Below are 24,588 nucleotides of genomic sequence, written 5' to 3' on the forward strand. Positions count from 1 at the left end.
GCTGATGCAGCCAACTATTCTTGGTGCATCGACAACCATTATGCATGGAACGTAATATGGATGATGCAGCAACAATCGCCGACTTACGCCGTCGCTTAGCAGAGTCGGAGGCTGCTCGTCACCAGAGTGAGGCTCGGTTTGCGGCAATGCTGGAAAGCGTGCCTGCGGGCGTTGCTACGCTGGACATGAACGGGCGGATTTTAGCGTCCAATTCACAGTATCAGCACTTCTGTCCCACCGGCTTGATGCCCTCCAGAGATCCGGATCGCGTAGCGAGATGGCAAGCGTGGAGCAATGATGGGCGACTGTTACGCCCAGACGAGTTTCCAGGTGCGCGTGCCAACCGCGGAGAATGCGTCACGCCTGGGCAGGAGATGCTATTCACCGATGACGACCAGCGGGCTATCTGGGTCCGGGTTGCTGCGGTTCCGGTCCGCGATGAGCAAGGTAACTTGACCGGGCAGGCAAGTGTGATCAGCGATATCAATACGTTAAAGCGCAGCGCAGACTCGTTACGAGAAAGTGAACAGCGGCAGGTCGTGATGGTTGCCGAGCTGCAGCACAGAACACGCAACCTTATCGCTGTCATAAGTTCAATTGCCGCTCGGATGCTGGATGGTGCCTCGTCGCTTCAAGAGTTTGAGCGCGGCTTCAACGACCGCCTCTCCGCTTTATCCCGCGTTCAGAAGATGCTGTCGTATGCTACGGCGGGCCAACGAGTAAACTTCGAGGACCTCTTGCGTGCCGAGCTCGTTGCGCTTGGTGCCATCGGCCGGAAGGGAGGTGACGATCATCTCATATTGGCAGGCCCGCCTGATGTCCCGCTACGTTCGCGTGCGGTTCAAAGCGTGGCCCTTGCTCTACATGAGCTTGGCACCAACGCCGTCAAATATGGCGCCTTGGGAGCAGACGGAGGTTTGCTTACGATCACATGGCACGTGGATACGGAAAAAGATGGCGTTCCATGGCTCCACGTTGACTGGCGTGAGAGCGGCGTGAAGATCTCACACCCGAGCACTATACCACCCACGGGGGGGTACGGTCGTCAACTGATAGAACGTGCGCTGCCGTACCAGCTTGGCGCCAAGACACATTATGCTTTTGTCGAAGACGGTGTGCACTGTACGATTGCCGTGCCGGTCGTATCTCGCCGGACGCTGGAGGACGGGCAAGATGGCTGAGATGCTGATGGAGGACCAGCGCATACTCGTGGTCGAGGATGAGTATGTTGTTGCCGAGGCGATCGAGCGCACTCTCACACGGGCGGGAGCAATCGTGCTTGGACCTGTACCGTCAGTCGATCAGGCAATGGCTTTGCTTGATCGGGGAGAGCGTATCGACAGCGCTATCCTCGACATTAACCTTGGTGAGCACAAAGTATATCCAGTCGTCGACCGGCTGCTTGCTCAGGGTGTCCGCTGCATCTTTGCTACAGGCAATGACATCGCGGATGTACCATCAGAATATAAAGAAATCGCTAGATTGGAGAAGCCAGTCGATGGCTCGTCGATCATCGGCGCATTCAAAAAAATCGATGTTATCCTCGGGCGGTCTGTTGCCAAACTCGCCCACCATGCCGAGTTGCGCAAGCTTCGTGTGCAATTAATTGGTCAAATCGATACGGCTGATGGCATCCATGAACCCCTTTTAGCGGCTCGCTTATATGAGGCAGTCGAGGCAATTGATCAGTATTTGAAAGACTAATCAAACGCAATGTAAGGTGATGGAAAACGAAAAAGGTCGGAGGTATCTACCACGGCATTGGCGACGGCGCGCTTACTTACCGTTACTAAATGGTCCCATGGCAGCCCAGCGTTTAACAAATTGCGTTTATAGGTGGCTCCAAACCATTAAAATGAAAGGATGACGGGAGTTGGGAAGCGGGCAGGGCGCCGTGAATGACCGCAATTGGGTCCAGTTCGCAGAAGCGGTGATTCAGCGTGCGACGAGGAGGGGAGCACCGCCGCTGAGCGAGACATGAGCGTCGATGTCAGTGCTCACGAGCGCCAGCCCGGGTACGGCAAAGCTGATATCCACTCCGTCGATCTGCTCGAACGGTGGCATGATTTTGAAAGTGATCGGGCGGCCGGCGGTGATCGCGTAGAGCCCGTCTCCACCCGCTACCCACAAGCCATCGGCAGCGGCCGTCAGTGCGTAGAAGGGCACTGTCTCAAAAGGCAATTTCGGTGGATCGGCAGGCCAGCTCTTCTGCATTGTGTACGGTTTGTAGTAGAGGCGTCGGACCTTGTCGCCGCACGCCTCGACCACCTGTCCGCTGGGAAAGAAGTGAACTAGGCCGACGGTGGCAACGACGCAGCCCGGGTGGCCAGGTTCGGGTCCCACGCCGTTGATCGGGCCGCCAAGTCCGGGGACTTCACTGACCGCGCCCGTATTTGTATCGATGCGCTCGAGGCCGCCACCCCACTCTCCCTTCGCGAGCCCCAGCAACAGGGTCGTGCCGGTATCGAAGGGCGCCGTTCGTACGATGGGACCGGTGAGCGGCGCCGAGAGGGGGACGGTGCGTTGCCGCCCGCCCGCGCTGACCACGAGGCGGTTCCGGCTCACCGCAATCACCCGTTGGTCGGTGCAGCTCAGAGCCTGAACCGCTTCCCCGTTCAGGTCCAGGCGTTGCATCGCGTGCCAGGAACGATCCTCGAGGCGGGACATCTGGCCATCCACGCCGAGGATGACCAGTGCGGCGCCCGCGACGCAGATGTCGGCCGGCAGCCCGGGCGTCGTCTCAGTGCGGCGGTTGATCTCTCCCGGTGCGACGCTCGACAGTGTGCCGCGCTCGGTAAGCAGCCACAGGCGATCAGAGGCCCAGACCGCTCGCTTGATGAAGCGGTCCTGTCCGCGCAGCATATTCTCCGAAGTTGGGGCCGCAGGGTTCGTCGCTGCGCTCACGGCCGCTTGATGCTCGCGCACGAGAGCGGCGTCCACAGGGGCGGCCGGAACGCGGAAGCGCGTCGATGGGATGGCGGCGGGGCTGATCGAGACCAGTTGCGAGCCAAGGAGGTCGATCGGAGCACCCTGCGCGATCACCTCGCGGAAGCTGACGCGCTCCGGACTGTCGTCGCCCGGGAAGTTGCTCTCCTGCATTGCCGCGAGGCGCCGGTGGCCTGCCGCGAGTATTGCCAGCGAAGGATCGCGGCTGATGACCAGCGGCATGGCACCGGGATTGTGGCTAACGCCGCTGATGAAGTAGCGGGTGCCCTTCCGGCCGTTGATCGACACTGTGTCGACCGGCAGCCAGGGTTGCATGATCTCCGACGCGGGACGTATGCCCGCGCGAGCCGCAGCGGTGTCCGCCGTCCGGATCACCGTCGGGCCGCCCGGCCCGGGTCTGACCTCGTATCCTTTGCCGTTTTTCCAAAGATAGTAGCCGCGATCGTCGTTCCCGGCTCGAACGTCGCCGTTTGACGCGACCTCTATGGTGAGCACGCCTGCTGTGCTTACCGCACCAGGCCGCTGGTAAGTCGCCGTCATATCCGCGCCCGCTCGGGTGGGCGCGAGCGCGAGCAGCGCGACGCCAAATAGCGATGAATATCGTACCATGAGACGGCAGCCTTTCTCTGGACGGGGATAATACACCTTCGACTCACCAAACGAGAAGGCAACAACGTTCCGTGCTCAGGCTGAACGAACGTCCGAAGGTGGGGAGGGCGCTGGCGGCCGCGAGTGTCTGGAAGTGGGTCCCTTCACGGACCCGAAGGACTGACCCGCTGCGTGCGCGCTGCCAGTCTACGCGAGTGATCGATCACGCGCCGCCAGAACGCCGCTGGCCAACCGGGACTGTACCTATCGACGCTAACCGTCGCGCCGGCATGAGTAAGGAAGCAGCTTGCTATCCAAGAGAAATTGCGCAGGACTGCGTGGCATGAAGCGCGTGCAACGTCTTGTAATCCTTGGCGGAGGAACCGCGGGGTGGATGACCGCCGCGGCCATGAGCGCCACGTTCGGCGACCTGGTCAAGATCAGCATCCTCGAATCTGACGCAATCGGCACCATCGGTGTCGGCGAAGCGACTATCCCGACGATCCACTGGTTCAACCAGTTGATCGGACTAGACGAGGAGGCGTTCGTCGCGGCGACGAAAGCGAGTTTCAAGCTCGGCATCGAATTCGTCGATTGGGCGCGACCCGGCACGCGGTATTTCCACCCGTTTGGTCGCTACGGCGTCGATCTTGGACCAGTACCGTTCCATCAGCACTGGTTGCGGGCCAAGGGGGATGGGCTCGATCGGTCGCTCTCAACCTATTCACTCGCCGCGCAGCTTGCCGCCGTCGGCCGCTTCGCGAAGCCCGTGGACGATCCGCGGTCGATCCTGTCGACGCTCGGCTATGCCTATCATTTTGACGCCAGCCTATACGCCCGCCACCTGCGCCAACTTGCCGAAAAACGCGGTGTCGTCCGACACGAGGGCCTGTTACGCGACATCAAGCGTGATCCCGACACGGGCTTCGTGACCGCTTTGACGAGCGACCGGGGTGAACGATTGGAGGGCGATCTTTTCATCGACTGCTCAGGCTTCCGTGCGCTGCTTATCGGCGAGACGATGGGCGCTCGGTTCGAGGACTGGTCGCATTGGCTGCCCTGCGATCGCGCAGTCGCCGTGCCGTGCGCGCGCATCGCCGCAACGACGCCGTTCACGCGGTCGACGCTGCGCCCCGCCGGGTGGCAGTGGCGGATCCCGCTCCAGCACCGCACCGGCAACGGCTATGTCTATGCGAGCAGCTTCGTGTCGGACGACGAGGCGGTGGCGACCCTGCTCTCCAACCTCGACGGCGAAGCGCTGGCGGATCCACGCATGCTTCGCTTCACCGCAGGATTCCGGCGCGAGGCATGGCGCGGCAATGTCGTCGCGATCGGGCTGTCATCTGGGTTCCTCGAGCCGCTCGAGTCGACCAGTATCCACCTGATCCAGAGCGGTATCGCCAAGCTCATCACGCTGTTCCCGGATGCCGATTGCGACCCCGTACTGGCGCGTCAGTTCAACACGCTGTTCGCACGTGACATGGACGGCATCCGCGACTTTCTGATCCTGCACTATCACGCCACGCAGGGCCATGACGCGCCGCTCTGGCAACACACTCGCCATATGACGCCGCCTCCCACGCTGGTCGACAAGATGGCGCAATATACGCGCGCCGGACGTCTGATGTTGAGTGCCGACGAACTGTTCCGCGAGGCAAGCTGGCTCGCGGTGCTGGAGGGGCAGGGGGTGGGCGCCTTGGGCCATGCGCCGTTGGCCGATACCCTCGATGCGGCGACAAACCGCCGCCAGCTCAACCAGATCGAGACGGTCATCGCGCGCGCGACGCCCACGCTGCCCTTGCATGACGCGGCCATCGCAGCGCTCGTTGCCCCGCAGGTTGCCGGGAGATGACGACGCCCGACGTGCGGGCGCGGCGTATCGGTAAGGAAGGGGAGCCGGTGATCGTCATCGACCACTTCGTCCCCGATCCCCACGCGCTGCGAGTTTTTGCCGCGACGCAGGATTATGGCCCGGCAGGACGACATTACCCCGGCATCGCCGCGTCGCTTCCCAATAGCTATATGCGCGATCAAGGGGCGCTCATCGCGACGATCGCGAAGCAGGTTTTTGGGATGTCGGCCGGGCTGTCGCTGCTGGAGGCGCGCTTCTCGATCGTGACGATGGCGCCGTCCGCGCTGTCGATCGAGCAACGCCTGCCGCACGTTGATGCGGTGGAGCCTGGACGGCTGGCGCTGATCCATTATCTCGTGCCCGACGAAACCGGCGGTACCGCGTTCTACCGGCATCGTTCGACCGGGTTCGAGACGATCGACGCCAGTCGCCGCGATACTTATTTCGCCGCGCTTAACCGGGATCTGGTGAGGCACGGCGCACCCGAGTCCTATATCGCCGGTGACACGCAGCTGTTCGAACGGATCGCGCGCATCGACGGCGTGTACAATCGTGCGCTGCTGTATCGCAGCAGCCTGCTGCATTCGGGTGAGATCGCGGACGGCGTGTCGCTGGCGTCCGACCCGCAAACCGGACGCCTGACGATCACTGGCTTCTTCGCCGGTTAGCGAGTTCCGGGCGGCTGCACGGCCAGATAGACCGTGCTCCATAATTGCGCCGCGTTCGATTCGTCGACATCGGCCTTGCCCGCGCCGAATGCGACGATGCGGTAGCCGCCGTCCTTGTACGCCCAAGACCAGAGTTCCGATCCGCGGATCGTCCTGCCTGCCGCGATTGCGCGCCACAACGCCGCCTGTGCCGTCCTGAGCCGCGTCCGGGTCGCCGCGGGCAGGTCAGTCCGCTGCAACTGGCGTTCAAGCCCCGCCGCCAGCAACGCCTGCTGCCACGACCAGACGACTGCGCCGTGATATGCCGCGGGCGTAAAGCGCGCCTGTGCCGCCCCATCGGCGAACGCCGGATTAGCTACCAGCAAGCCGATGTCGGTCATCAGACCCGCCGGGAAGGGCTGCATGATCCCGCCCACAAAGGTATCGAGATCGATTGACGACGGTCGCCCGAACAACAGCGCAAAGCCCTCGTCCGAATTGACGATCTTAACCGGCTCGCCATCGGCGCCCAAAGATAGCGCATGAAATACGACGGGGGCCTTGCCCAGTGCTGCCAGCGCCGGTGCTGCGGGCACGCCAAGGGTCGCCGCATAGCGCCGCACGTCCGCCGCGGCCGTTGCAGCAGGAATTTCGACGCGGAACAGCGCGGGTGCCTTTGTCCGCCAGACTTCGGCCATCGTGCCGGCCCGCCCAAACGCCGCGCGATCGCCCGCCGACAGATATCTGTCGAGTAGTCCGGCCTGCGCGAGGCGGTCTGCCGCTTCGATCGCCGCGGGGACTAGAGCGGCGTTCACGTCATACGCGTAAATGCCGCGGCCGAGGCCTTCCTCGCTGTCCCGCCACTCGCCGGTCATCCGTCCGGGCTTGATCGTGACGAGGTTGCGGGCCGATGGGGCTGCGGCGAACGCATTCGCCTGCGCCAGCACGAAGCGGAGATTGCGGACCAGCGCCGCACCGACCGTCTCGCCGCGCCCCGGCTGGCTCTCGCTCGCGAGGGGTGCGGCCAGATAGGCGGACGCGCGCTGCTTGCCCGCCCCGAGCAGATAGTCGGCGGCGACCGGCCCGAGCATGTAATCGTCGTCGACCATGCCATAGTCGAGTTCGGCGGCGTCACCGCTGCGGCCCGCCTTGCGATTGGCGAGGATCGCAAATTCACCGATCCCTTCTTCATGCGCGACTTCGCCGCCGGGTGACAATCGCGCGATGACCGCATTGAGGCCCGACTCAATCGCGATGGGTTTGAGCGCCGGCATTAGCAGCCGCAACGACATCAGCGTGTCGCGCCCGAAATAGGTATCGAAGCGCCAGGAACCCGCCAGGAACTTCTCCCGGTAGCTGAGAAACGCAAGCGCGTTGCGCGCAGCGGGATCGGCGGCCGCTGTCGCATTGAGCAACTCCGCCGCCGGGATCGGGGTCAGCGGTCCGTCGCCGGTCAGCGCCGTGATCTCCAACCGGATTTGCCCGTTCGCGCCAGCAATGATCGCGCCCTGGTCGATCCGCCCCTCGACAACCCGCAGCGTCAGTTCATAGCCTGCCGCGCCGTCGAGCCGCTTGCGGCGCCACGTGATTGTGTCCCCGGCGATTACCGACGTCGCGGCGAGCTCCGCAGGAAACGTACTGACCGCCTGATAGTCGCGCAGGAAGCGGATGTTGGACAACACCGCCTGCTTTGGAACCAACCGCGCCGCATCGGCGGTCGCTACCGCGACGATGCCGTGCAGGCTTCCGCGGTTCAGCGGTAGCGGTGCTTGGTCCAGCCGCCAGGTCACGGGACGTGCGGTGTTCGCGAACCACAGGCCGACACCGCTGTTGCCCGCGGGAAACGCTACCAGGATGCGCGGATCGTCACCGTTGCGCAGCAGGACATGCGCCGCCACCGCCTTGTCGCGGACGAAGGCGTTGAGGTTCTTTCCTTCGGTCAACTGATACGCAAGCTCCGGTCGAGCCGTGATCGGCGCCGCGGCGCAGGTGAGGAGTGCGAGGCCACCCGCCATCGCCATGCGCGCTATCGTCGTCATAATTGTCACTCCGCGAAAAGGGGCGGCAGAACAGTTGCCTGCTCGCCGCCCCGTTTGAACCCTCACATCGTCGGTCGATCAGAATTTTAGCGTGACCGATCCGCCATAGGTCGTGCCGACAATGCCGCGGGCATAGAAATAGCCATCGGTTACCGCCTGTGTCTGGCCCTGCCGCGGATTGCCCTCGGTCAGGCCAACGACGTTGAAGATGTTGTCGGCGTTGAAGTTCGCCTGGATCCGGTCGTTGACGTTGATCGTGATCCCCGCGCTGGTCACGCCGTAGCTGGGGAGCGCGACCCCGTTGCCGGCATCGGCGAAAATGCGCCCGACATATTTGTAGCGACCGTACACTTCGCCAAAGCCATTCGGCAGCTTGATCGCTGGCGTGATCGTGAACAGCTTGGCGGGCGTGCGTTCGGGGCGGTTGCCTTCGTACTGCGCACCTTGGCTAACGCCGTCGATCTCGAGGTTGAGCAGCTTGGGTTGCTGGAACACGCCCTGGAAATCCACCGAGAACCACGTGATCGGACGGACGTTCACATCCACTTCGACGCCGCGCGTGCGCAGGTCGGCGTTGATGTTCTGCTGTTGCGATGGGTTGGTCGGGTTGGCGAAGTTATAGTTCTGGTTTTTGAAGTTGGTCTGGAAAACGGTCGCCGAGCCGCTGATGAAGCGCTGGTATTGATAGCGGACACCAGCCTCGTACAGCTCGATCGTCGTGATAGGATCGGTATTGTTGGTCTGGAAACCGTTCGCATAGCGCGCGTAGATCGCGAGGTTCGGCGTGAACTGATAGTTCGCGCCGGCGGTGTACGCTGCCTTCGACTGCGTCCGCTGCGTCCGTGCAAAGGTCCCGTCGAAGGTCGATCCGACCGTGCGGATGAGCCCGGGCACGTTTGGCTGCACCGGCTGGTTCACCGCCGCTGCCTGACCGTCCAGGAACGTCGCAGAGTCGCGCTCCCAGCGGATGCCGCCGTCGAGATGTAGGTCGCCGATCGACAGTTCGTCATTGGCATAAAACGAGACGGTGGAGTCCTTGCGCGTGCGGATGCCAGCGCCCCAGTCGCCATACGAAACCAGGCCGTTATCGGACAGCGTACCGACGACGCCATTAGCCGCGTTCAGCGCGACGATGTCGTAGATGTCGCTGTTCGACCGCACGTCGTTGACGACGCTTGCCGTCGCCGACTGGTCCTGCTCGCGTGTCACGTCGTAATACATCGCGCCGACGGTCAGCGAGTTCTTGAAGCCGCCGCTCTCATATTCCCACGTGCCGCCGCCGTTGAGACCGAAATCCTTGCCGTCGATGTAATCGTGGTTGAGCGTTGTGCGCTGGAGGAAGCCGTTGCCGTTCAGCGCATTCAGGTCCGTGGTCTGGTTGCTGCCCAGCACCGTGCCGGTCCGCAGGTTGCGGATGCCGAAGCGCGTCGCGGTCGGAAACGCCGTTCGCCCCGCGGTCAGCAGGTCGTTGATCGGCGAACCGGCGCCGGGCGTCAGATAGTTGACGGCGCTGGTCAGACCGGCGTTCCCGGTGCCCGAGCCGGGGAACAGGCCGTTGAAGTCGTAAGAGTATTTCAGGTAGCGACTGTGGAGGAACAGGTTGACGCTGTCGCTGACCGGCGTTTCCATGTCGATGCGGAACTGAGCAGTCTTCGCCTTGATGCCATCCTGATAGCGGAATTCGCGGAAGCCGCTAGGATTCGCGAAAGTCGAGACCGGGACTTGGATGCTCTTGAACGCATCACCGCCGACATTGCCGAACTGGGTGCTGAGGCTCGGGATACCGCTCGGCTCGCCATCAATGAAGCGGTACGGCTGATCCGCGTAAAAGGCATTCTCGATATCGCCGCCCTTGGCGGAGATGCGGATATAGCCACCGGCCTCGGGGCGATATTCCAGCGCGCCCTTGATGCGCCAGCCGCGATAGTCGAACGGGTTGTCGCGCACGCCAGGGCTCGACTGGAAATAGCCGCCGACGTTGAACGCCAGCTTGTCGGTGATGGGCGACGACAGGTACAGTTCGCCGCGCTTCTGGCCGTAATTGTAGTAGCTGCCGCGCGCCATCGCTTCGGTACGCGTGAAGTTCGGCGTCTTGGAAATGAAGTTGATCGTCGCGCCGGCACCATTGACGGTCAATACGCCTGACGAGCCACCCTTTACCGCTTCGAGGCGATCGATCGTCAGGTCCTGGTCGAAGAAGAAGTCGGCACCGCCGCCGCTGTACAGGATCGGTATGCCGTCCTCTTCCAGCTGGATGAAGCGCTGGCCGCCACCTTGCAGGCCGCGCACCGAATAATTGTTCGATACGGCGCCCGCGGTCGACTCGACGAAAATGCCGGGGATAAGTTCAAGCATATCCGCGGTCGACCGCGGAGCCTTGCGGTCGATATCGGCGCGCGACGCTAGCGTAATATCAGCTGACGATGTTATTAGAGCTCGATTACGGGATGTTTGCCCCGTGACGACTATGTCCGCGTTCTCATCAGATGCGCCCACCGCAGTTGGAGCGGTTGTATCCTGCGCAACTGCGGTTGATACTTGAGTTGTCGAGCGGGGTGCCGCCATAACCCCAGTCGCGAGCACAGCCGTGCGGCCATTGAATGACACGATCTTGAGACCGGAGGCGTTAGCGATCTGGCGGAGGCCGTCGGCGACTGCAAGATTGCCTTTGATTGCGACGATCCGTCGACCGCGCGTAGCGTCTTCAGGCGCAATGATCTGGATGCCCGCCTGGCGTGCGAATGCGACGATACCGGTCGATGCCGACTGGGCGGCGACATCAAAGTTTCGGGTCTGTCCGAAAGCAACTGCTGGCGATGCGGCAACCGCGACGCTGGTCAACATAAGGCCCATATAGAACTGCGAACGCATTATAATCCTCCCCTTACGATCTGCCGACCGCGTCTTTAGCGCGTCTGCAGGGAAGATGCGTCGCGCTCCTGTTTCCGTCAGGATTTGCGAGATTTATTTTACGATCCGTAAATCAGTGCCGTCTCTCTCGATCTTCGCACCCGTCATTATCGCAGCCGCGCGTGCGAACCCGTCCAGATCATCGGTGCGAAACCAACCCACGATCCTGCGCTCGGCTAGTTGTGTATCGACGGATAATTGTCGCCTATTGTACCGGTTGAACTCGGCTGCAGCGTCGCCAAAAGTCATACCATCGAGTATGATTTCACCCTGTCGCCAGGCTAATGACTCGGCGGGCTTCGCATTTGCGACGACGGTTTCGGCGGTACCGGACACATCTGCTACGCTTGCTTGCTTGCCAGCGCTTAACATGACGAAGCGTTCTGGGGCAGCAACCGACCAGACTCGAACACGCCCTTCCGTTACCGTCACCTCAGCGCGGCCCAGATAACGGCGAACCGCGAAGGCCGTTCCAACCGCACGAACCCGCACGTCGCCCGCAGAGACCACAAACGGTCGAGCATGATCCGTTGCTACCGCGAACCAGGCCTCGCCATCGTCAAGCGCTACCGACCGCTGCTCCGGCGTCATTCGCACACGAGTCCGGCTAGCGGTGTTGAGAACGATGGTTGATCCGTCTTCAAGCCTGGCTAGACGGCGTTCACCGACAGCTGTTTCTATGCCCATACTGCGGTGCGTTTCTAGCCAGACCACGCCTAAGGCCGCGGCAGCAACCGCTAAGCCCCCGCTGACCGTCAGTACTCGCCGACGAGAGAATAACGGTCTCTCTACTATGCGGGCATCGGCCGCGTCCAACCCACTCCAAACAGCACGGGCACGCAGCAAGGCACCAACGTGGCGCGGATGTTCTGCACACCAACGGTCGATCTCGCCTGCCAAGTTCGCATCGTCTGGTGCGCGATCCAGCCGCGCGACCCACCGCGCTGCAGCAACGTCGATAGCGTCAGGATGGTCGCGCATTGCGGTTCCTTTCGTTTCGCGATGGCAAGTCTGCCCTGTCATCTGTTGAAAGGCCACTAAGGATAACTTTTAATCCCCGTGCCAGATCGTTCTCAACGATCATCTCAGTCACGCCCAATTCTTCTGCGATATGCCGTTGCGACAGTCCTTCGACCTTTCGCATGCGAAAGATGGTTCGGCTTCGCTCTGGAAGCGCGGCTAGAAGATGTTCGACTTTCGCTAATAGTCCCCGCCCTGCGACGATACGTTCAGGTGACAGATGGTCGGCAGCTAGCGCAAGCTCGAGATCGGCAATGGTTCCAACGGCCTCAATACGCACGACGCGAGCCCTGCGTAGCTCGGTCAGAACCACGTTGCGTGCTGTCTGAAACAGATAACGACGCGGATCCTCTACACGCTTGAAATCTGCCAACGCGGCCAACCGGCAATAGGCTTCCTGGACGACATCATCGACATCAACGCCAGGAAATCCGGCCCGGAGCCACCGTCGCAACTCGGGCTCATGCGGCAGAATCCGCTGGGCAACCCAGTTTACGAGTTCGGTAGTTACGTGCCTCATTTCACTCCTGACCACAACATAGATGCATGGCCCCGATATTTCCGTCACGATTTTACCGAGCGAAGACCAGATCTGTGCTCCCATCATTCGATGGCGCCGGTTGTGGATAGGCGTCGAAAGCTCTGCCATGGCAAAGTATCGCTAATTTAATGGAACTACCTCGAAAACCTACATGGTAGGGGACAAGATCGGCGCCGATCAGAACCCTTTCCTGACCGACATTTTTCAAAAGATTGCAGTCGGTTGTTTCCCTAGCTGCAGGGGCTCGCTTTCGACGCTCATCCACACCGCTGATAGATCGAATGCGTCTCACTCAGGCATGACCATTGGACGGGATGGCTCTCGCGTACAAAGCCGCTCTGAGTTCGAAAATCGGCGACATTTCGTGCAGGCTGAAGATGAACGAACGGCAGAAATGTGGAAAGAGGAAATGGCTCGTGAGTGTCCACTTGTGGGTCCATTCTGGAGAGCTACACTTCCCAAATCGGGGTTGAGTTACCGATCAATGGGTGTCCCTCAAGCTGTGGGCGAATCAAATAGAGCCGTAAACTCCGCTCAATTGATGGATGGGACACCCTCGTTCTCGGTCACCTTACTTCCCTTCAGCTTGCGTGGAGTCGCCCGACGGCTGCGCTAGCAGCGGCCAAGGCAGAATGCCCTGGTCCGCGATGTCGGACAGCATCGCGGCGGCAGATGGTGGCGTACGATGGGCACGGTCCGCCTCCTGCGAAAATGCAGCGATGCGGGCATCGAGCAACAGCTTGCCCGTGACGTAGCTGGTGCCGTAGCCTGGCTGGCGCAGGTAGAGGAGCTGTTCGAAGCCGACGAGCACATTGTCGGGATCGGACCAGCCGCGTGGCGTCCATGCTGCATGAAAGCGGCCAGCAGCCGCGAGATCGATTGTGTTTGCTTGAACGTGCAGCGAAGCGAGCCCGCGCGCGGCGCGGTTGGCGAGCATGATCCAGACAAGCTCGCGACCGCGCGGGCTATCGTCGTACAGGCCGGCCTGCATCGTCAGTTCCTCGAACGCGGTGGCGAACCCTTCCGAACGCGCGGCAAAGATGTTGAAGAGAGGCGCCGTCCGTCTGATCGGGTCCGGGTGCGGTTCCTGCCTGATCCGCGCCAGTTCGACCCAATGGATGTCGTGCGCATAGAGCGGACGCGGATCGAGCGCGGTGACGTGATGGAAGAAGTTACGCCTTGCAGGCGGTATATAATCGACCGTCTGTGCGGCCAGCGCCCCTCGGTAAAAGGGTCGATCGGGCACGAAGCCAACGCCAATGACGAAATCGGTGAAGTATTTCATCCGCTCGGCCGCGAAGCTGCGATAGGCGGCGGGGTCGGTCATCGCGGTCACCGGGGGGAGGGAACGGTTGCGCACCTGTTCCATCGCCAGTCCGGCCCAAGCGCGATCGAGTTCGCGCTGTAGCAGCACGACCTGCTCGTCCCAGTCATACGGCACGAGCTGAACGTGCTTCATATACCAGTCGTAGTTAACCTTCCCGATTCCCGACGAGCCGGTCTTCGTCGGTGCCTGCACGGCGACCCAGCGCGCAAATTCACGGGTTGCTGCCTCGGCGGCGAGGGCGGCGGTGCGTACTGGCGCGCCGGCACCGGCCAGCGTGCCCCGCTTCGGCCCGTCGATTGTCCGCATCGTCAGCGTGCCGGCGGCCAGCGCAGCCAGCACATCGGCCTGTTCGTCCAGCGCGCGACCGGCGTAGCGCCACAGGTCTGCGGCATTGCCGTCCGCTAATGTGACCCGAGCACGTGCCAGCAACACGGGCACACCCGCGAGCCGCTTGGTAAGATCGCGGGCGTCGCCTGGGGCCAGTGGGTAGCCGTAGCGGAACAGGTCGATCGCATCGGCGGATGGTCCTTCATGCGCCGGGACGTCGCTTTCCTCACCGAAAACCGTGGCGTAATAGCTCGGATCGCGCGCCCAAGGCTGGCGCACGCGCAGATCGAAATCCAGACCGTTCATCTCGGCTTCGATCAGGGCGGCATCGGCGACGGCTGCCGGGCGCCAGCCCGCGCGATCGAGGGCCGCGAGGCGATGCTTCAACCGGCGAAGTTCCGCAGCCTGCCCGGCCAGCGCGGCCGAACTGAAGTCGGCGACGCCATCCCGTCGCGGCGGTGCGGCGGCTGCGCGCCACGCGTCGAACAGGCGGACCAGTGCCGCAGGCGGTGGCGTGCGATCGGGCGTTGCCGCGGCGGGTGCCGTCGCCAGCCCGGCAAGACACCCCAGGCCGATGATCCAGGTCCATAGCCGCATTTTGGGTCGCCCTCCTCTCGCATTGTGAAGCCCGGCAGTCCGTTTGACGGCCGCGCCATCATTGCCGATCACTGTCTAGATGCGCGGCAAAGAGTCCGGTTTGAAGCAGATCTGCAAGTACAGCCGCTGCTGTTTTGCAGATGTTGCATGATCCAAAAAACGGCATTTTTCAACAAGCGTTGTAGCGGTCATGTCAGTGCCCGATGTCCAAGGAAAGGCACAGTTCGCGCCAAATGTTATCCTTGGACAAATGCCGGACGAATGCAGGTCGTTCGGACTTCGAGGAAGGCACGACGTCCTTCCTCGAAGTGCGGTCAGGCTATCCAAGGTCACCTGAGCTATCCGACGGCCGTATCACATCCGGTAAGAGAGGCGCAGATAGCCGAACTGCCCCGGGACATCATAGGTGGTGGGATCGTAGTTCGGACCGGTACAGGTGGTGCACGCCGGCGGATCCTGGTTGAACACGTTGCGCACGCCTGCCGTGAAATCAAACTTTCTGTCCAGGAAGGCGGGCGAGAAGGTCAGCTGCACGTCACCGTAGAAGGTGTTGTCCAGCCGGGCGCCCGTATTCTCCCGGACATGGTTGATGTAACGGCCGGTGAACGACGCCTCGACGTCGGCGATGCTCCAGCTGACGACACCCGTTCCCTTGAACTTGGGATAGGACTGGTCTGGTGAACCGCGGGTAGTGCCGCGATAGCTGATCGCACTGAACCCCGTCGAGGTTGGCGTCGTCTCGCTGTACTTCATGAGGTGGTTGCCGTTCAGCGACAGGCCGAAGATGCCCGCACCGGTCTGCGGCGAACGGTAGTTAAGCGTCAGGTCGATGCCGCGCGTCCGGATCTGCCCGATGTTCTGCAACAAGCCGACGATGCTCGAAATACGCCCGCTGCTGCTGCGCACCACGTTCGCGCAGCTCAGCGCGTCGCCCGCTTCGGAACACCGCGCCAACGTCACCTGCGGGTTGGTCGAGGCGATCGCCCCCGATACCTTGATGTCGTAATAATTGGCTTCCACCGCGAACTGGCTGGCAAGGCCGCTTTCGCGCATGAACGCCGGGCTGAGCACGCCGCCGAACAGCCACGTCTTCGAGGTTTCCGGCGCGAGCGCCCTGTTGCCGCCGGTCGTCACGCCAAGCTGGCCCGTCGGCTCCTGATAGCTGCCGTTCGTGGGAACGCCGTTGGCCGCGCAGTTGGTCCGCACCGTGGCGGAAGCCTGATAACGGGAGCCGGCGATGTTGCTGCACGGATCGGGGATGCCGATATCGGAACGCGACTGCGCGCCGAACAACTCGCCTATGCTGGGCGCACGGAATCCCGTGGCATAGGAGGCGCGCAGCAGCAGATCCGGGATCGGCTTCCAAAGCCCTGTACCGGTATAGGTGGTGTTACTCCCACTGATCGAATAGTTCACATGGCGAACCGCGCCCGAGGCTTCCAGCGAACTGAAGAACGGCACGTCCTTCAGCAGCGGCACGCGGATTTCGCCGTAGAGCTCGTCAGAGTTGAACGCGCCGCTGGCCGCTTGAGCGGGAATGTCAGCGCCGAAGCCGGCCTGGATCAACGCGTCGGGAGTGAACGATCCCTTCTGGTAGCGATGTTCGTAGCCGACCGCGACGCCGATCGGACCGGCGGGGAGGTCGAACAGTTCACCCGTGAGGTTGGCGGTGTAATCGCGCAATTCCTGGTTGCTCTTGGCGCGTTCGGTGAAGCCGACAAAGGCCAGCATCTGCGGCGTGATCGAACCGGCACCACCGAAGATATTGAACGGCACGCACTCGCCCGTGCATTGCGAAAGCGGGCCAAGTGCCTGCGCGAGGCGCTGGGTATTGATGTTGCCCGTGAACACCTGCTTGGCGTCATTGAAGCCCTGGACCGCGTTCACGTCCCAGTAGAACGTCTTCCCGCCGACCTGGAACTTGCCGTCCAGCGTCGCGGTGACCGACATCGTGTCGACGCTCTGATTGTAGGTGCGCTGTCCCGCTTCGACGAGGCGGCGTCCGACCAAGGCATAGTTCGCCGGGGGTTGGCCGGCGCCACCGGCTGACAACGTAACGCCAAACGGGTTGAACGGATTGGTCGCGTCGATCGAGATCCGGTCGGTGAGCGTGCCGGTTCCCGCGTCGGGGCCAACGTTCAAGGGCAGGAAGGCGGCCTGGTTCTGCGAGTTGCGGTGATTGTACACCGTCTTGACCCGCAGATTGATATTGGAGCCAAGTTCGCCCTTGAAACTCACGAACGCACCATAGCGTTCGGACGGGGTCAGGAAATAGTTGAACGGCGAGAAGTTGAACCGGTCCGCGGCGGTGAAAGCGCGGAAATCCCCGCCCACGAGCGTTGGATCGTAAACACCGCGACTGGTCAGTCCGTTCTGGCGGACCGTGAGCGTGCCGCCCTGCGGACGGATGGCGTTGCCAGGGTTGAAGACGATGCGACCGCCCAGAGCTGCGCCCGAGCAACCGCCGCGAGGATCGAGGCAGGTCGTCTGCCCCGGGTTGGGGAATTGCGAACCGGCCCGGTCGCTCGTACGGACGCTGCCTTCCTTAACGTAGCTCGCGCCAAAGACGAGCGATGTGTTCGGGCCCTTCACGCCGTAGCTGATGTCGCCGTTATAGGAATGGCCATCCCCTGCGCGAAACGTACCGAACTGGCCGGACATGCGCAGTCCCTGCTGGTTGGCCTTGGTTATGATGTTGACGACGCCGGCAATGGCATCCGAGCCGTACAGCGGCGACTGGCCCGATTGCAGCACCTCGATCCGCTCGATCGAACTGTTGGGAATGGTGTTCAGATCGACCGTGCCGGGAATGCCGCTCGCAGACGCACCGTTGACGTAGCGAAGTCCGTCGACCAGCACGAGCGTCCGCTTGGCAAGCAGGTATCGCAGGTCGATCTCGGCCGAGCCAGCGCCGACTCCGCCGCCATCCTGCGGGTTGCCGATGTTTCCTGAATTGTTCGCCTTCGTGTTCAACCCACCCGCAGCGCTGGGGAGCCGCTGGAGAATATCCGCCACCGAGGTGAGGCCGGTCTGTGCAAGTGCAGCAGAGTCGAGCGTGACGACAGGGGAGCGCTGTTCGAGTGGGCTCTGACGGATGCGTGACCCGGTGACGATGATGTCGTCGGGCGTGTCCGCCGCTTCGTTGTTCGAAGCGCTTACGGCAGCCGCGGGTCCCACGTCGACCGCCTGCGCGTGTGCGCCAGCGGCCGCAAGAAGCATGGCAGGCAGGCATACGCCCGCGCGCAGCAAGGTCAGGTTCATCATTGTTAGGCCCCCTTATTATGTAACGGGGGTGTCTCGGAAAATGTGCTGCGGCGCAATAGACTGTCTTTTTGTGGCCGTGCCTCTGTTGCGAAGTTCCAACGGCCGTTGCATATCTGCAACATCATGTGAATTTAGGGGCGAAGCGGTTTGGGTGATGGCTGGCGTCAAATCGTGCGTTCTCAATCCAAGAAGCGCAGTATGGGATCGACGGTGGAACCTTGCCGGTCACCTGCCCTCTTCAAGCCTCGCTCCTTTGCCCGGACAGGCGACACCGTAAACATGAATGAACGGCAGAGGCTGGCGATCCAAAAACAGGCTTTGAACGTCCGAATGTGGGTCCTCCTTCATTAGCTGCGAACATCGGCACCCCCGAACACGACTTGATTTCGCACTGTCGGCTCGAACAGGCCGTAAAGGAATGGCTGGTTGCCGCTGCTCGCATCGTCGAGCGCGGCGCGCTGCTCCGGCGGCAGATGCAGATCGAGCGCCATAACGTTGTCAGTAACCTGTTTGGATCGGCTGACGCCCATCAAGGTGGATACGACGCCAGGCCGGCCGACTACCCACGCCAGGGCAACACGCGCGGGCGTCTCACCAAGCTCTCCGGCGACGCGCTTGAGCACGTCGAGAATTCGCCAGTTCCGGTCGGTGAACAGCGTGTCCCCAAACGGGTTGTCGCCGTCGAGCCGCTTGTCATCCTGGGGCCGCATCGTTGCCGTAGTATCGCCGCGATTGGGGACGCCACCCTGCCGCCGCGGCGCTGCCTCAACCGTGGCGCGATCATATTTGCCGGTCAGCAGCCCGTAGGCGAGGGGACTCCACGGCACGAGGCTCAACCCTGCCGATCGCGCGAGCGGGATATGCTCGTTCTCCACGCCACGCTCTACCAACGAATAGAAATACTGGAGCCCGATCGGCCCAGCATGTCCCTGCATCCGTGCCAGCGTCGCGAGCTCGGCGACATACCAGGCCGGCGTGTTGGACATGCCCCAATAGCGGATCTTGCCCGCCGCGATGAGGGCGGTCATCGTCCGCAGCATTTCCTCGGCCGGAGTAACCCCGTCCCACACATGCACCCAGTAGAGATCGATGAAATCCGTCCGAAGGCGGCGCAGAGAACCGTCGACTGCCGCCAGGATGTGTCGGGCGCCGTTGCCACCGGCATGGAAGCCGCGCCCGGTCGCAAAGCCGGATTTGGTCGCGATCACGGTCCGGTCGCGGAGCGAGCGATCGGCAACAAAGGCGCCGACCATCTCCTCTGATCGTCCACCGGCATAGACGTCGGCCGTATCGATGAAATTGCCCCCGAGTTCGGTGTAGCGATCGAACACGGCGCGGCTGCCGGCTTCGTCCAGCCCCCAGCGGGGCGTGCCGAAGGTCATGGTCCCGAGCGCCAGAGGGCTGACGAGGAGACCGGAGCGGCCAAGCGAGCGATAGGTTTCGAGGGTCATCAAAAGCGTCCTGCACTGTGTCCTGTCCAACATGGACGCAAAGACGCCGGAGGATTAGACGGGCTGCGGCGCATGGGTCGCTGAAGGATATTCAGCAATGGATCGCGATCTTTGGTCCGGACTCGCGGTGTTCGCAGCGATCGTTGAGGCGGGCAGCTTTGCGCGCGCGGCAACGCGTCTCGGTCTGTCGGCATCCGCGCTGAGCCATGCGATGCGATCGCTCGAAACGAAGATCGGCGTCCGCTTGCTCGACCGGACCACGCGCTCGCTCGCGCCGACCCCGGCGGGCGAAGCCCTGCTACTCCGTCTGAAACCGGCGATCGAGTCGGTGGAAACCGCGTTGGGCGACCTGGACGGCGATCGCGGGAAGCCGGTCGGGCGCATCCGTGTCAGTGCGCATCGTCCTGCCGCGCTTTACGCGATTTTGCCTCGCCTTGCCGATTTCGCGCGCACCTATCCCGCGGTCGCTGTCGAGCTTGTCGTCGAGGACGGCCTCGTCGATATCGTCGCCGATCGGTTCGACTGCGGTGTGCGGCATGCGATGACGCTGCAGGCAGACATGATCTCGGTCCCCATCAGCGGCCCGGTTCCTCTCGTCTACGTCGCCTCGCCGATCTACCTCGCCGATCGCGTCCCGCCCGCCGCGCCGGACGATCTCGAGGCGCACCGTTGTCTGTGTTACCGGCACACCTCGTCGGGCATTGTTCACCGCTGGGAATTCGAACGCGACGGGCGTGCGTTCGAGCGCACCATCCGCGGCGACTTCGTCACAAACGACGTCGACGTGATGCGCGACGCCGCGGTGGCCGGGCTCGGTATCGCCTGTCTGCCGATACCGCACGCGGAGCGGCAACTGGTCGATGGCACACTCGTCGAGGTGCTTGCCGGTTGGGCGCCGATCCTGCCGCCAAACCACCTCTATTATCCAAGCCGGCGTCAGCCGACCGTCGCGTTCCGAGCCTTTGTCGACGCGATGCGCGCCTAGTCCCGGCATCGGGCGAGGCTGCCAGGAGCGCCGATCGTGTATTCTGTCGGTAAGACCGCCATATAACATCCGCATCGACTATGAATGAACGTCTTAAGTTCGGAAGCCGCAAGACGGGCTCGAATGTCGGTTTTTGGGTCGAGGCGGTAGCCGGGACAAAACACGTAGGATGTCAGGTATCTGCAGCATCGTCGTTTTGCAGGTCTTTCGGATTGTAATCATAGTCGACGAGGTCGCCTGGTCGGCAATCAAGAGCGGCGCATAGCCGGGCCAGTGTTGCGAACCGGATGCCGCGCACCTTGCCGGACCGGAACAGCGAAAGCTGCGTCTCGCTGAGGCCCACCGCTTGGGCCAGCTGCTTCCCCGTCATCTTCCGATTGGTCAGAACGGTATCGAGCGTCACCCGGATCGGCATCAGAGAATCTCGTCCAATTCGTTCTGCAGCATGACCGCGCGGGAGAACAGGCGCGACAGGATCACGAGGAAAAGACCCGCGAGCCCGATTGTGATCGCCGATGGATCGAAGGCGGCATAGGCACCGTGACGATAGCCACCCATGAGCCTCAGTGCCAACGGGCTGACGAAGACCGTCGCGGTCGCACCGAGGGCGAGAGCTAGGCCCAGTCGAGTGAGAGAACTCGGCAGCACAGTCGAGAACACCTCGCCACCGGCGATCCGGCCAAAAGCCAGCCGCATTGTCCAGAGCGCATATAGGTAGAACGGCACCGGCGCACGGAATGCGAGCAGGAACGCTAGTGCGGCAGCAGAACGAGGCGCAACGGCGACCATTGCCGCTTCTGTGACGATCACCAGCGTGATCACACAGAAGGTCATCGTCGCCAGCCGTGCCAGCCATCGACTGTGCTGCAGATCGTCGTTCATCGGCCGTGCCATATTTAACCTTGACTTAAATCGCTCCACGATGAGAATTTAATCGAGAATTAAATCTAATGATAGGGGCAAGCTATTGCTGGCGATCGAAACGGACCGACTGACCAAGCGTTTTGCCGGACGTCCGGTGGTCGATGCAGTGGCGCTGCAAGTGCCGATGGGATGCGTGTATGGCTTCCTCGGGCCCAACGGCGCGGGCAAGACCACCACGATGCGCCTGCTGCTCGGGCTGTTACGCCCTGACGCCGGATCGATACGGCTGCTTGGCCACGATCTGGCCATGGTACGCCGCGTCGCCCTGGCGCAGGTCGGCGCATTCGTTGAAAGCCCCTCGCTGTACGATCATCTGACCGGATGGGCCAACCTTGGCCTCACCTGCCGCTTGCTTCGTTTGCCAGACGGAGAGGTCGATCGTGTACTGGAACTCGTCGATCTTTGCACCGCGGCAAGTCGGCGGGTGCGAGACTATTCGCTCGGGATGAAACAACGCCTTGCCTTGGCTCGAGCCATGCTCGGTTCGCCAAAACTACTGCTGCTCGACGAACCCACCAACGGCCTCGATCCGGATGGCATCTTGGCCATGCGCGCCCTGATCCGTGCGCTACCCGGACATATCGGTGGGACCGTGTTCGTCTCCAGTCATCTCCTGACTGAAGTCGAGCACGTGGCCGATCACGTCGGTGTTATGCGCAAGGGGCGCCTGCTGGTACAGGACGATATCGACACACTGCTGCGGGGTGGCACCAGCATAATCTTCACGGTTTCCGGCGAGGCGGAAGCGGGATCTGTGTTGCTGAGGAAGCGCGGGATGGACGCGACGGCAGGTGACGACCGGTCGATCATCGTTCGTTGTGAAGGCATCGTCCAATCCGATCAGGCGTCGATGGCTAACCGCCTGCTGGTCGAAGCCGATTTCGCCGTCTCGTCGATCAGGCCGCAGGTTCGCACGCTGGAGGACGTCTACCGGGATGCGGTCGATCGTGCCGAAGCGCATGACGGGATGGCAGCATGATCACGATCCTCGATGTCGAAATCCGCAAGCTGAACGGTTCACTGGCCGCACTCCTCGCATTGGCTACGCCGGCGTTGCCCGGCGGTCTGGCGTGCCTGTCGCTTATGACCAGCGACCGCACGTCGAGCTGGACGTCGATCTTCAACGAGTTCCTGCTCCCGATCTGGGCGCTGTTCCTGCTGCCGATGATCGTCGCCGCTTTCACCACCTTGGTCGGCCAGATCGAACATCGCGGACGTAGTTGGGATCATCTCCTCGCCCTGCCGATCAGACGTTGGCAGGTGTTCCTGGCGAAAGCGATCGTCGTGCTTGTGACCTCCGGGTGCATCACGCTGCTGGCCCTTCTGGACACCGGGATCGGTGCTTGGCTTGGAGGGACGCTTGGTGGGCACGTTCCAGTGGGGGCAATCCCTTGGCAGAGCCTGGCCCGAACCATGTTTCTCCTGTGGTCGGGTACTACGCTGATGATAGTTCTCCAGCTATGGTCCGCATTACGTTTCGCAAGTTTCGTCGTGTCGCTGAGCGTCGGCATCGGGGGTACGCTTGTAGCCCTCGCAGTAGCTATGACGCACACACAACAGGCGGCTTGGTTTCCGTGGGTTTTGCCGATGAAAATCGTGACGAGTAAAGCCCCGGTGCCATTCGCGCTCGTCGGTGGGATCGCGGGCGTCATTTTGCTGGCCGTGATGGTCATCGATCTCACGCGGCGTGATTTCAGGTGATCCATTTGTATGGCGTGAACCGCTTAGCCGGAAACTACCGTGTTATCCTCGAGATGAATGAACGGCTGAAGTTGGGGAGCCGGAAACTGGTCGCGAATGTCCGGACGTGGGTCTACCGCTGTCGTAGTCGTCGAGAGGTCGACCACGACAGAGGTCTCGGCTACCTTCATCAACATGCTTGCGAGATTTGATCAGACTGCCGATCTCGACCTCGACCAGGACGGGGCCGAACTCTTCGCCCAGGCGCTGGATGAAGCCGCGCTTACTCGCCTTGAGGCCGCCTTGGCTGCGCTTCGAACGAATGTGCCGGGAGTTCGGATCGGGGAGGGACGCGAGCTTAAGCCGTTTCTAGGCGTCGCTGGACCGATCGGTGGGATAGCAGCCACCGCGCTCGGACCCGACGCTCGTCCGGTTCGTGCGATCCTGTTCGACAAGACGTCCGAGCGTAACTGGGCGCTCGGCTGGCATCAGGACCGCACGATCGTGGTAAGGGAGCGGGTTGGTGCAGATGGGTTTGGACCGTGGACATTGAAGTCCGGCCTGATTCAAGTCGAACCGCCGTTTGATATCCTCGAGCGCATGGTGACCTTGCGCGTGCACCTGGATCAAGTGGATGCGAACAACGCTCCGTTGCGCATCGTGCCTGGCTCGCACCGGCTCGGTCGCTTGAGTGAAGCCGAAGTGCAGCGCTTGGTAACGACCTCCGGCGAGCGGCTGTGTCTAGCCGAACGCGGCGACGTTTGGCTCTACGCTACCCCTATCGTACACGCCTCGCTGGCTGCTGATCCCCCGCGACGCCGTCGCGTGCTCCAGGTCGATTATTCGGCTGATGCTGCGCCATACCCACTCGCCTGGCATGGTATATAGGTGGCAGATTGAGCGCGCGCGTCCGAACAGTCCTGTTCGTTTGTAGCCAGAACAAGCTGCGAAGCCCTACCGCCGAGCACGTGTTCTCGCGTCGGGAAGATCTCGAGGTAGACTCCGCCGGGACCAACCATGATGCCGAGAACCCGCTCACGGCTGAACTCGTCAGCTGGGCCGACCTGATCTTCGTTATGGAGAAGGCGCAACGGAGCAAGCTGCAGCGTCGTTTCCGGGCGGCTCTGACAGGCACGCGTGTGATTTGCCTTGATGTGCCGGACAATTTTGCATTTATGCAGCCGGAGCTGGTCCAGCTGCTCGAGACGAAGGTGAGCAGGCACCTACCAGCACGCGCCAGGACAACTGAGAAGCGGTCACAATCGGAACATGAATGAACGGCGGTTTTTGGGAAGTGAGTACGCTGATCTGAATGTCGTCTATTGGGTCCTATCAGCCTCGCGCTGCCGGGCAGTTCCGCCCAATAGCGGACATCCGCCGTCGGACTCACAGGCCCGCTTTGGGCAAACACGCATATGTCATCTTCCTCAACAGATTGGCGCTCTCAGCTCTCCCGTGACGCAGCCTTCCGAAGCAGGCAAAAGGCAGCA

Annotated in this window: 19 protein-coding genes; 9 read left to right on the forward strand and 10 right to left on the reverse strand. The window is 62.2% G+C overall.

The window, feature by feature from the left end; translation table 11 throughout:
- The first annotated feature begins 56 nt into the window (after positions 1 to 56).
- Positions 57 to 1,181: a sensor histidine kinase gene (locus AC0CH3_RS14900; RefSeq protein ID WP_354304329.1), complete on the forward strand. Its 1,125-nt coding sequence runs from the start codon at positions 57 to 59 to the stop codon at positions 1,179 to 1,181.
- Positions 1,174 to 1,704: a response regulator gene (locus AC0CH3_RS14905; protein WP_465238029.1), complete on the forward strand. Its 531-nt coding sequence runs from the start codon at positions 1,174 to 1,176 to the stop codon at positions 1,702 to 1,704. The genes AC0CH3_RS14900 and AC0CH3_RS14905 overlap by 8 nt, the downstream gene beginning before the upstream one ends.
- A 231-nt stretch (positions 1,705 to 1,935) precedes the next feature.
- On the opposite strand, the gene AC0CH3_RS14910 is transcribed toward AC0CH3_RS14905, so the two are convergent.
- Positions 1,936 to 3,555 (reverse strand): hypothetical protein, encoded by a 1,620-nt coding sequence (locus AC0CH3_RS14910; RefSeq protein ID WP_056024031.1) that lies wholly within the window; start codon positions 3,553 to 3,555, stop codon positions 1,936 to 1,938.
- A gap of 322 nt (positions 3,556 to 3,877) precedes the next feature.
- Between AC0CH3_RS14910 and AC0CH3_RS14915 the strand changes: the two genes are divergently transcribed.
- Positions 3,878 to 5,386 (forward strand): tryptophan halogenase family protein, encoded by a 1,509-nt coding sequence (locus tag AC0CH3_RS14915; protein WP_056024028.1) that lies wholly within the window; start codon positions 3,878 to 3,880, stop codon positions 5,384 to 5,386.
- Positions 5,383 to 6,054, forward strand: coding sequence for a DUF6445 family protein (locus AC0CH3_RS14920; RefSeq protein ID WP_056024025.1), 672 nt, complete (start codon positions 5,383 to 5,385; stop codon positions 6,052 to 6,054). Before AC0CH3_RS14915 ends, AC0CH3_RS14920 begins: the two co-directional genes overlap by 4 nt.
- On the opposite strand, the gene AC0CH3_RS14925 is transcribed toward AC0CH3_RS14920, so the two are convergent.
- The 7 genes from AC0CH3_RS14925 to AC0CH3_RS14955 all read right to left on the reverse strand — a co-directional run bounded on the left by AC0CH3_RS14925 (position 6,051) and on the right by AC0CH3_RS14955 (position 19,509).
- Complete coding sequence (locus AC0CH3_RS14925) at positions 6,051 to 8,072, reverse strand: hypothetical protein (RefSeq protein ID WP_056024022.1); 2,022 nt, start codon at positions 8,070 to 8,072, stop codon at positions 6,051 to 6,053. The genes AC0CH3_RS14920 and AC0CH3_RS14925 overlap by 4 nt on opposite strands.
- A 78-nt stretch (positions 8,073 to 8,150) precedes the next feature.
- On the reverse strand, positions 8,151 to 10,943 hold the full coding sequence (locus tag AC0CH3_RS14930; protein WP_056024019.1) for a TonB-dependent siderophore receptor: 2,793 nt from the start codon (positions 10,941 to 10,943) through the stop codon (positions 8,151 to 8,153).
- A 93-nt stretch (positions 10,944 to 11,036) separates the two neighbouring features.
- Positions 11,037 to 11,963 carry a FecR family protein gene (locus AC0CH3_RS14935; protein WP_082446180.1) on the reverse strand — a complete coding sequence of 309 codons (927 nt, stop codon included), beginning with the start codon at positions 11,961 to 11,963 and terminating at the stop codon, positions 11,037 to 11,039.
- A complete protein-coding gene (locus AC0CH3_RS14940) occupies positions 11,947 to 12,651 on the reverse strand; it encodes an RNA polymerase sigma factor (RefSeq protein ID WP_235518150.1) in 705 nt (234 codons plus the stop codon). The genes AC0CH3_RS14935 and AC0CH3_RS14940 overlap by 17 nt, the downstream gene beginning before the upstream one ends.
- 463 nt (positions 12,652 to 13,114) lie before the next feature.
- Positions 13,115 to 14,794: a DUF885 family protein gene (locus tag AC0CH3_RS14945; protein ID WP_056024013.1), complete on the reverse strand. Its 1,680-nt coding sequence runs from the start codon at positions 14,792 to 14,794 to the stop codon at positions 13,115 to 13,117.
- Positions 14,795 to 15,148: 354 nt separating this feature from the next.
- Positions 15,149 to 18,058, reverse strand: coding sequence for a TonB-dependent receptor domain-containing protein (locus AC0CH3_RS14950; RefSeq protein WP_082446178.1), 2,910 nt, complete (start codon positions 18,056 to 18,058; stop codon positions 15,149 to 15,151).
- A 347-nt stretch (positions 18,059 to 18,405) separates the two neighbouring features.
- A complete protein-coding gene (locus AC0CH3_RS14955; RefSeq protein ID WP_354304319.1) occupies positions 18,406 to 19,509 on the reverse strand; it encodes an aldo/keto reductase in 1,104 nt (367 codons plus the stop codon).
- 97 nt (positions 19,510 to 19,606) lie between these two features.
- Between AC0CH3_RS14955 and AC0CH3_RS14960 the strand changes: the two genes are divergently transcribed.
- Positions 19,607 to 20,494, forward strand: coding sequence for a LysR family transcriptional regulator (locus AC0CH3_RS14960; protein ID WP_056024010.1), 888 nt, complete (start codon positions 19,607 to 19,609; stop codon positions 20,492 to 20,494).
- 172 nt (positions 20,495 to 20,666) lie between these two features.
- Here the strand turns inward: AC0CH3_RS14960 and AC0CH3_RS14965 are convergent, their stop codons facing one another.
- Together AC0CH3_RS14965 and AC0CH3_RS14970 are read right to left on the reverse strand one after the other, a co-directional pair.
- Entirely contained in the window at positions 20,667 to 20,909 is a 243-nt protein-coding gene (locus AC0CH3_RS14965) for a helix-turn-helix domain-containing protein (protein WP_354304317.1), read from the reverse strand.
- On the reverse strand, positions 20,909 to 21,376 hold the full coding sequence (locus tag AC0CH3_RS14970) for a DUF2975 domain-containing protein (protein WP_354304315.1): 468 nt from the start codon (positions 21,374 to 21,376) through the stop codon (positions 20,909 to 20,911). Before AC0CH3_RS14970 ends, AC0CH3_RS14965 begins: the two co-directional genes overlap by 1 nt.
- Positions 21,377 to 21,461: 85 nt before the next feature.
- Between AC0CH3_RS14970 and AC0CH3_RS14975 the strand changes: the two genes are divergently transcribed.
- The 4 genes from AC0CH3_RS14975 to AC0CH3_RS14990 all read left to right on the forward strand — a co-directional run bounded on the left by AC0CH3_RS14975 (position 21,462) and on the right by AC0CH3_RS14990 (position 24,375).
- Positions 21,462 to 22,397, forward strand: coding sequence for an ABC transporter ATP-binding protein (locus AC0CH3_RS14975; protein WP_354304313.1), 936 nt, complete (start codon positions 21,462 to 21,464; stop codon positions 22,395 to 22,397).
- Positions 22,394 to 23,119 carry an ABC transporter permease gene (locus AC0CH3_RS14980; RefSeq protein WP_465238030.1) on the forward strand — a complete coding sequence of 242 codons (726 nt, stop codon included), beginning with the start codon at positions 22,394 to 22,396 and terminating at the stop codon, positions 23,117 to 23,119. Before AC0CH3_RS14975 ends, AC0CH3_RS14980 begins: the two co-directional genes overlap by 4 nt.
- A gap of 96 nt (positions 23,120 to 23,215) precedes the next feature.
- Positions 23,216 to 23,986 carry a phytanoyl-CoA dioxygenase family protein gene (locus tag AC0CH3_RS14985; protein ID WP_354304309.1) on the forward strand — a complete coding sequence of 257 codons (771 nt, stop codon included), beginning with the start codon at positions 23,216 to 23,218 and terminating at the stop codon, positions 23,984 to 23,986.
- 8 nt (positions 23,987 to 23,994) lie between these two features.
- Positions 23,995 to 24,375 carry a low molecular weight protein tyrosine phosphatase family protein gene (locus AC0CH3_RS14990; protein ID WP_354304307.1) on the forward strand — a complete coding sequence of 127 codons (381 nt, stop codon included), beginning with the start codon at positions 23,995 to 23,997 and terminating at the stop codon, positions 24,373 to 24,375.
- Positions 24,376 to 24,588 lie beyond the last annotated feature (213 nt).

The organism is Sphingomonas sp. AC449 (assembly GCF_979253475.1).

Bases quoted from the DNA above. Each gene is read 5' to 3' on its own strand.
- AC0CH3_RS14900 (WP_354304329.1), top strand. From the start codon at position 57: ATGGATGATGCAGCAACAATCGCCGACTTACGCCGTCGCTTAGCAGAG.
- AC0CH3_RS14905 (WP_465238029.1), top strand. From the start codon at position 1,174: ATGGCTGAGATGCTGATGGAGGACCAGCGCATACTCGTGGTCGAGGAT.
- AC0CH3_RS14910 (WP_056024031.1), bottom strand. From the start codon at position 3,555: ATGGTACGATATTCATCGCTATTTGGCGTCGCGCTGCTCGCGCTCGCG.
- AC0CH3_RS14915 (WP_056024028.1), top strand. From the start codon at position 3,878: ATGAAGCGCGTGCAACGTCTTGTAATCCTTGGCGGAGGAACCGCGGGG.
- AC0CH3_RS14920 (WP_056024025.1), top strand. From the start codon at position 5,383: ATGACGACGCCCGACGTGCGGGCGCGGCGTATCGGTAAGGAAGGGGAG.
- AC0CH3_RS14925 (WP_056024022.1), bottom strand. From the start codon at position 8,072: ATGACGACGATAGCGCGCATGGCGATGGCGGGTGGCCTCGCACTCCTC.
- AC0CH3_RS14930 (WP_056024019.1), bottom strand. From the start codon at position 10,943: ATGCGTTCGCAGTTCTATATGGGCCTTATGTTGACCAGCGTCGCGGTT.
- AC0CH3_RS14935 (WP_082446180.1), bottom strand. From the start codon at position 11,963: ATGCGCGACCATCCTGACGCTATCGACGTTGCTGCAGCGCGGTGGGTC.
- AC0CH3_RS14940 (WP_235518150.1), bottom strand. From the start codon at position 12,651: ATGGCAGAGCTTTCGACGCCTATCCACAACCGGCGCCATCGAATGATG.
- AC0CH3_RS14945 (WP_056024013.1), bottom strand. From the start codon at position 14,794: ATGCGGCTATGGACCTGGATCATCGGCCTGGGGTGTCTTGCCGGGCTG.
- AC0CH3_RS14950 (WP_082446178.1), bottom strand. From the start codon at position 18,058: ATGATGAACCTGACCTTGCTGCGCGCGGGCGTATGCCTGCCTGCCATG.
- AC0CH3_RS14955 (WP_354304319.1), bottom strand. From the start codon at position 19,509: ATGACCCTCGAAACCTATCGCTCGCTTGGCCGCTCCGGTCTCCTCGTC.
- AC0CH3_RS14960 (WP_056024010.1), top strand. From the start codon at position 19,607: ATGGATCGCGATCTTTGGTCCGGACTCGCGGTGTTCGCAGCGATCGTT.
- AC0CH3_RS14965 (WP_354304317.1), bottom strand. From the start codon at position 20,909: ATGCCGATCCGGGTGACGCTCGATACCGTTCTGACCAATCGGAAGATG.
- AC0CH3_RS14970 (WP_354304315.1), bottom strand. From the start codon at position 21,376: ATGAACGACGATCTGCAGCACAGTCGATGGCTGGCACGGCTGGCGACG.
- AC0CH3_RS14980 (WP_465238030.1), top strand. From the start codon at position 22,394: ATGATCACGATCCTCGATGTCGAAATCCGCAAGCTGAACGGTTCACTG.
- AC0CH3_RS14985 (WP_354304309.1), top strand. From the start codon at position 23,216: ATGTCCGGACGTGGGTCTACCGCTGTCGTAGTCGTCGAGAGGTCGACC.